Raw genomic sequence first — 6,669 nt, forward strand, 5'->3', positions numbered from 1 at the left:
CCGGGCCTGGCACCGGCGGCGGGGGCCGGGGCGGCAGCCGCCTGGGCGGCCGTCAGGCCGGTCAGGGCGGTGGCGCCGGCGGCCGCGGTGGCGCCGACGAAGGTGCGGCGGGAGAGTTCGGACATGACGAACTGGCCTCTCGGAGCTGGAGGTTGGGGAGCCGGTGCGCTCAGAGCTGGAAGGTGGCGACTGCGGCGGCGGTGTCGGAGGGCCACTCGTTGGCGGCGTAGCCGGGCTCGGGCTGCGGCCAGTCGGCGACCAGGGTGTGCGCCTCGACCAGCTTCAGCGGGCCCGCGTACTGGACGTAGTCGATGCGGTCCTGCGGCTCGGGGCGGTCGCCGCGCCGCTTGCGGGTGGGCGACCACGTGGCGCCCGGGGCCTTGACCGGGTCGCGGTTCTCCTCGCGGAAGGTGTCGGTCAGTCCGGCGGCCTGGAGCGCCACGGTGACCGGCCAGGCGAGCGCGCCGACCCCCTGGTGGGCGGCGGCGGTGGCGGCCGTCCAGTCCCGGTGCGAGGGCGAGGAGAGCGCGCCGGCCAGCACCACCGGGGTGTGCCGGGCGATGTCCGAACGGACGGCGGCGGCCAACGCCTTCGCCTGCTTCAGCCGCAGCGAGCCGTTCTCGGCGGCCTCCACCTCGGCGGCGGTCCGGCCGTCCTGGACGGCGTAGGGGCCGTAGTCCGCCTCGTCCAGGTGCGCGGCCCAGAAGCGGACGCTGCGACCGCCCGGGAGCCGCACGGTGGCCGCGGCGGCGGGCAGCTCCGTGGTCGGCGGGGTGACGTCGGTGAGCGGGTGGCGGCTGAGGATGCCGACGCTGCCCGGGCTCTGGTAGGCGTACCAGCCGAGGGCGTCGGCCAGGGTCTTGGCCCGCTCCCCCGCGGTCTCCTGGAGGGCGAGCACGTCCAGGCCCTGGGCGAGGACCACCCGCAGCTGCTTCTCCAGCGCGTCGGTGTGGGCCGAGCCCGCGTCGTGCAGGTTCCAGCTGGCGGCCTTGAGGCGCAGCGGGGCGGCCGGGTCCGCCATCGGGACGAGGACGGTGACGGTGTCGGTGGCACCCGCACTGTCCCTGACACCGACGACCACCGGCTCGGGGTTCCTGCCGGGGGTGGCGGGGGCGATGCCGGTGAGCGTGCCGTCGGCACCGACCGAGGCCCACGCCGGGCCGCCGACCTTGCGGTAGGTGGCGGAGCCGGCCGGGTTGCCGGCCGGGCGGGACCAGAGGCCGCCGAGCCTGACCGTCACGGCGGCACCCGGGGCGACGGGCGTGGCCGTGAACGCGTCGACGGCGGCGTGCGGACGGACGACGGCGGGCTTGGGGCGGAAGCTGAACGGCTCGGTCCGGGCGAGGATGCCGTAGCCGTCCTTGGCGAGCAGGTAGGCGGTGTAAGGGCCGCCGGTCAGCGCGGAGGTGTCGAGCTGGACGTCGCCCGAGGTGCCCGGGGTGTACTTCCACAGCAGCGAGCCGCCGTTGCCGGGCCGGCGGTCGCCGTCGTAGATGCCGACCCAGTTCTTGGCGTCGGGGGCGTCGGTGGTCCAGTGGAAGGTGAGCCGGTCGCCTTCGGTGGGGTTGGGGGAGGAACTGAGCGTCAGGGCGCTGCCTGCGGCCACGGTTGTCCTGTCCGCCGCCCGGGCCCGGGGCCGCCGGGGGACGGCGCGCCGGTGCCGGGTACGGCTGGTCACGGAGGCTGGGAGAAGGAGAGCGCACACAGTTGGCTGTACAACTGCGGGCGGTCCTCATTCACCCGAAGACCGGCGACCGACGCGTGAACGGCGCATGACGGAGCGTCGGGCGGTACGGGAACTTCCGCAGGCACCTGCACGGGAACCTCCACGGGCACGCGACGGGGGCCGTGGCGGAGGAATCCGCCACGGCCCCCGTCGCGTGCCCGCGATCCCGAGGGGAGTGCCGCCGATCAGGCCAGGGCCAGGAAGAGCTTCTCCAGCTCGGCCTCGCTCATCGGCGGGGCGTCCTCGCCGGCGGCGGCCATGCACTGGCGCATGCCGCTCGCGACGATCTTGAACCCGGCCCGGTCGAGGGCACGCGAGACGGCGGCGAGCTGGGTGACCACGTCCTTGCAGTCCCGGCCCGCCTCGATCATCGCGATCACTCCCGCCAACTGGCCCTGCGCACGGCGCAGCCGGTTCAGGACCGCGCCGACCGCCTCCTCGTCCACCTGCATGTCGGGCCGCCTTTCACATCGACTGTCGATGGACAAGTGTACCCGGCGGGGTATTCATTCCCGGGTGGCGAGAGCCGTGCCCGGCCCGGCTGCTCCCTGGCGCGGGTCAGCGGTGGCCGGGCACGGCTCAGCGGCGGGCCAGGCGGCGCTCCCCGCCCGCGCCGGTCGCGTACGGGAGCCCGTAGTGCGCGAACACGGCGGGCTCGTCCTCGGCGGGCAGCACGTCGTCGGTACCGATCGACGGGGCCTGCTTGACCTGGTTGCGCGGGTACACCACCCGGAGGTAGTCCGGTCCGGCCACCGCCCCGTCCAGCGGGACGAACACCAGGCGGCGGCGCCGCGCGAAACCGACCGTGACGGTGGCGAAGAACGGCTCGTCGCTGGCCGTCTCCACGTAGACCGACTCCAGCGAACCGATGCGGCGGCTCTTCTCGTCGACCACGGCGTGGCCGCGCCACTCCCGGATGTCCGCCATGGCGATTCCCATGACCCGACCTCCCGTCCCCGGCTGTTCCACTGCCCGGATCTCCCATCCTGCGCCGGGAGCGGCGCGAACGCGCGGCGAGGCCACCACCTCCCCGGCCCGACGAAAGGGACATACGGGGGTGACCCGACCAACCGGCACCAGGGCCGTGACCTGGGCTTTAGGCTGTCCGCCGGCAGGGCCGCGAGTGGAGCGGTCAGTGGTGTCCGGGCGGAGGAGACGGCAGCGGTGGGATACGAGAACATGTGGGAGTCCGGCAACGCCGGGGTCTCGGCCGACCTGCGGCCCGACGTGCCGCACCCGGCCCGGATGTACGACTACTACCTGGGCGGGAAGGACAACTTCCCCGCCGACCGCGCAGCCGCCGAAAAGGCGCTCGCCGCCAACCCGGAGTTCCGCTCCACCGCCCGCGCCAACCGCGGCTTCCTCACCCGTGCGGTGCGGTGCGTCGCCGGCCTCGGCATCGACCAGTTCCTCGACATCGGCACCGGCATCCCGACGGCCGGCAACACCCACGAGATCGCCCAGGCGGCCAGACCGGGCGCGCGGGTCGTCTACGTGGACAACGACCCGATCGTGCTCAGCCACGCGCGCGCCCTGATGGCCGGCTCGGGCCCCGGCCGCACCACCGTCATCCAGGCCGACCTCCGCGAGCCCGCCGCCCTGCTGGACGCCGTCCGGGCGGTGGAACTGCTCGACTTCTCCCGCCCGGTCGGACTCGTCCTCGCCGCCGTCCTCCACTTCCTGCGGGACGAGGACGAGCCCTACCAGGCCCTCGCCACCCTGCTGGACACCCTGCCCTCCGGCAGCCACCTGGTCCTCTCGCACGGCACCGCCGACTTCATCCCGGCCGAGATCCGCGACCGGGTCACCGGCGTCTACGACAAGGCCACCGCGCCCCTCGTCGGCCGGTCCTGCGACGAGGTCCGCGCCTTCTTCGACGGCCTCGACCTCCTCGACCCCGGCGTGACCACCGTCCCGCTCTGGCGCCCCGACGCCGACCCCGCCCCCGGCGCCGACCGCGTCAGCATGTACGGCGCCGTGGCCCGCAAGCCCTGACCGCGGCTGCGGGGACCCTGCCCGCCGGTCACCGGTCGTCGGGGTACCGGTCGTTCCGGGTCACGCAGGTCGCAGGACCAGGACCGGCCGATCGGCGGCGGCCAGGACGGCGCCGCGCACCCGGTCCTGGTGGGTGTCCGGCTACTCCTGAGTGGTCGGGCAGCCTGCCGAGTGGGCGAGCGGGCCGGCAGCCGTCCTGACACCGCCGGATTCCGCACAGCGGTCGGGACCGCCTTGAGCGGAGCGGGCCGTTCGATGAAGGATGGGCCGTTCGAGCACGTCAGTTACGGCGGTTCCGGGGAGAGCCGCGTGATCGGGGAGGCCGTATGATCATCGCCCGCGAGGTGGAGTTCGACCGCGACGAGGTGTTCGAGCTGTACGACGCGGTGGAGTGGGAGGGCTACACCAGCGACGTCGACAAGCTGATGCGCGGCCTGGCCAACTCCCACCTGGTCGTGACCGCCCGCGACGAGTCGGGAGAACTGCTCGGGCTGGCCCGTACCATCTCGGACGACGAGGCGGTCTGCTACGTCCAGGACGTGCTGGTGCATCCGCGCCACCACCGCAAGGGCGTGGGCCGCGCGCTGATGGAGCACCTGATGGACCGCTACGCGCACTGCCGGTTCTTCCTGCTCTCCACCGACCACGAGTCCACCCCGGAGGGCGTGCGGAACCACGCTTTCTACCGCTCGCTGGGCTTCCTCTCCTACGAGGAGAAGGAGATGTCCGCCTTCGGCCTTCCCCGGGTCCGCCCGCTGCGCCCGGGCGCGGAGCGGGCCGGCGGCTGACCCGGTCGCGCCCGTGGCGTGCTCAGGCCGGGCGGCCGGGCGGGACCAGGCCGGTCTGGTAGGCGATGGCGACGAGCTGGGCGCGGTCGCGGGCGTCCAGCTTGGACATCGCCCGGTGGACGTGGGTGCGGACGGTGAAGGGGCTGACGAACATCCGTTCCGCGATCTCCTCGTTGGTGAGGCCGGTGGCGGCCATCGACATCACCTCGCGCTCGCGGGCGGTGAGGACGGACAGCCGCTCGCTCGTGGGTGCGGCGGACGCAGGGCCGGGCTGGGCGAGGAACCGGTCGATGACGGCCCGGGTGGCGGCGGGCGAGAGCAGTGCCTCGCCCGCCGCGACGGTCCGGACGGCGGCGAGCAGCTCCTTCGGGTCGGCGCCCTTGCCGAGGAAACCGCCGGCGCCCGCGCGCAGCGCCTGGGCCACGTACTCGTCTATCTCGAAGGTGGTGAGGATGAGCACCCGGGTGCCGGACAGCTCCTCGTCGCCGCAGATCTCGGCGGTGGCGCCCAGGCCGTCGGTGCCGGGCATCCGGATGTCCATCAGCACGATGTCGGGCTTGGTGGCCCGGGCGAGCGCGACGGCCTCCCGGCCGTCGGCGGCCTCGCCGACCACCTCCATGTCCTCCTCCGCCTCGATCAGCAGGCGGAAGGCACCGCGCAGCAGGGCCTGGTCGTCGGCGAGCAGTACCCGGATGGTCATGCGTGGTCCCTGTCCTCTCGGACCGCGCCGTCCGCTCGGGTGGCGCCGTCCTGTCCTTCGGCTGGTGTCGGGCGATCGGTACGGGCGGTGCGCGCGAGCCGGGCAGCCCGGGCGACGTCGGCGGTGGTGAGGGCACCCACGGCCTCGGGGCCGTCGTCGCGGACGCCGGTGCGCAGCGGGAGCTCGGCGGTGACCAGGAAGCCGCCGTCGGGCCGCCGGTCGGCACTGAGCCGGCCACCGACCGCGCCGGCCCGCTCGCGCATGCCGATCAGACCGAAGCCGCCCTCGCTCGGCGGGTGCTGGGGCAGGGGGACGGCACGGCGGCGACCGCTCGCGGTCGGGCGGCCGTTGGCGACGCTGACCGCGACCCGGCTTCCGCTGTAGGCCAGGGTGATCTCGGCGTCGGCACCGTGGGCGTGCTTGGCCACGTTGGTCAGCGACTCCTGGACGATCCGGAAGGCGGTGAGGTCCACGCCGGGCGACAGCAGGCGGGCCTCGCCCTCGACGGTGAGCCGGACCGGCAGGCCGGCCCGCTCGAAGGTGTTGATCAGCTCGGGCAGCCGGTCGAGGCCGGGGGTGGGTTCGAGCGGGGCGGGTTCCTCGGCGCGACGCAGCAGGCCGACAGTGGCGCGCAGTTCCTGGAGGGCCGAGCCGGTGGCGTCGGTGATGTGGCTGAGCACCTCGCGGGCCTGGACGGGGTGGCTGTCCATGAGGTGGACGGCGATGCCGGCCTGGGCGTTGGCGAGGGCGATGTGGTGGGCGACCACGTCGTGGAGGTCGCGGGCGATCCTGACCCGCTCGTCGGCGACCCGTCGGCGGGCCTCCTCCTCGCGGGTGCGCTCGGCGCGTTCGGCGCGTTCCTCGATGGCCGTGAGGTGGGCGCGCCGGTTGCGGATGGAGTCGCCGAGGGCGCCGGGCAGCAGGGCCCAGGCGAGGACGCCGATCCGTTCGCCGATCGGGCCGCTCGGGCCGAACAGCAGGGCGATCCCGGTGAGCAGGACGGCGGTGACGATCGAGGCGCGCAGCGCGGTGGCGCGGTCGGTGCGGACGGCGAGGAAGTAGAGCGCGAGCAGCAGCGGGGTGGCCAGCATCGGGGTGAGCCGGGGGCTGACCAGGGCGAGCACCATGGTGCACAGCAGTGTGACGGCGACTACCGCGCGCGGGTGGCGGCGATGGGCGAACACCGAGACGGCGGAGGCCAATGCGATGACACCGGTGACCGGGTCGAGTCCGGTGAAGCGGCCGCCGGTCTGGTCGACGGTGGCGCCGAGGCCGGTGGCCGTGATCAGGGCCACGCCTCCGGCCGCGTCGAGCAGCCGCGGGTGCTCGCGGCGCAGGCGCTGCCAGGTGTCGCTCATGGTCGTGATCTCCGGGTCGGGGGCCCTCGCCGCGCCCTCGCCGGGCAGCGCCGGCTCGTGCGCGCCGACCCTGGTGGGGGCGGGCCGGCCGGGCCGGAGGCC

7 protein-coding genes are annotated in these 6,669 nt (G+C 74.6%); 2 read left to right on the forward strand and 5 right to left on the reverse strand.

The genetic code is table 11. From position 1 onward, the window contains the following. Positions 1-169: 169 nt before the first annotated feature. The 3 genes from KS423_RS34555 to KS423_RS34565 form a co-directional block, all read right to left on the reverse strand. Entirely contained in the window at positions 170-1,606 is a 1,437-nt protein-coding gene (locus tag KS423_RS34555) for an endonuclease/exonuclease/phosphatase family protein (protein WP_224283708.1), read from the reverse strand. Between the two features lie 305 nt (positions 1,607-1,911). Then, complete coding sequence (locus KS423_RS34560) at positions 1,912-2,178, reverse strand: metal-sensitive transcriptional regulator (RefSeq protein WP_224283709.1); 267 nt, start codon at positions 2,176-2,178, stop codon at positions 1,912-1,914. Between the two features lie 127 nt (positions 2,179-2,305). Next, positions 2,306-2,665: a PRC-barrel domain-containing protein gene (locus tag KS423_RS34565; protein ID WP_224283710.1), complete on the reverse strand. Its 360-nt coding sequence runs from the start codon at positions 2,663-2,665 to the stop codon at positions 2,306-2,308. 240 nt (positions 2,666-2,905) lie between these two features. Between KS423_RS34565 and KS423_RS34570 the strand changes: the two genes are divergently transcribed. Both KS423_RS34570 and KS423_RS34575 read left to right on the forward strand, forming a co-directional pair. Next, positions 2,906-3,721: an SAM-dependent methyltransferase gene (locus KS423_RS34570; RefSeq protein ID WP_224283713.1), complete on the forward strand. Its 816-nt coding sequence runs from the start codon at positions 2,906-2,908 to the stop codon at positions 3,719-3,721. 326 nt (positions 3,722-4,047) lie between these two features. Then, on the forward strand, positions 4,048-4,509 hold the full coding sequence (locus KS423_RS34575) for a GNAT family N-acetyltransferase (RefSeq protein ID WP_224283711.1): 462 nt from the start codon (positions 4,048-4,050) through the stop codon (positions 4,507-4,509). A 22-nt stretch (positions 4,510-4,531) separates the two neighbouring features. Here KS423_RS34575 and KS423_RS34580 read toward each other — a convergent pair whose 3' ends face one another. Together KS423_RS34580 and KS423_RS34585 are read right to left on the reverse strand one after the other, a co-directional pair. Continuing rightward, a complete protein-coding gene (locus KS423_RS34580) occupies positions 4,532-5,209 on the reverse strand; it encodes a response regulator transcription factor (protein ID WP_224283712.1) in 678 nt (225 codons plus the stop codon). Next, positions 5,206-6,669, reverse strand: a 1,464-nt coding sequence (locus KS423_RS34585) for a sensor histidine kinase (RefSeq protein WP_308020283.1), incomplete at its 5' end; no start/stop codon positions are given. The genes KS423_RS34585 and KS423_RS34580, both read right to left, overlap by 4 nt.

The sequence above is a fragment of the Streptomyces sp. LS1784 genome, from assembly GCF_020103755.1.
Lineage (GTDB): Bacteria > Actinomycetota > Actinomycetes > Streptomycetales > Streptomycetaceae > Kitasatospora.

What these genes read in the sequence shown, in the direction of transcription:
- KS423_RS34580 (WP_224283712.1), bottom strand. Translation starts at nt 5,209, where the DNA reads ATGACCATCCGGGTACTGCTCGCCGACGACCAGGCCCTGCTGCGCGGT.
- KS423_RS34575 (WP_224283711.1), top strand. Translation starts at nt 4,048, where the DNA reads ATGATCATCGCCCGCGAGGTGGAGTTCGACCGCGACGAGGTGTTCGAG.
- KS423_RS34565 (WP_224283710.1), bottom strand. Translation starts at nt 2,665, where the DNA reads ATGGGAATCGCCATGGCGGACATCCGGGAGTGGCGCGGCCACGCCGTG.
- KS423_RS34560 (WP_224283709.1), bottom strand. Translation starts at nt 2,178, where the DNA reads ATGCAGGTGGACGAGGAGGCGGTCGGCGCGGTCCTGAACCGGCTGCGC.
- KS423_RS34570 (WP_224283713.1), top strand. Translation starts at nt 2,906, where the DNA reads ATGTGGGAGTCCGGCAACGCCGGGGTCTCGGCCGACCTGCGGCCCGAC.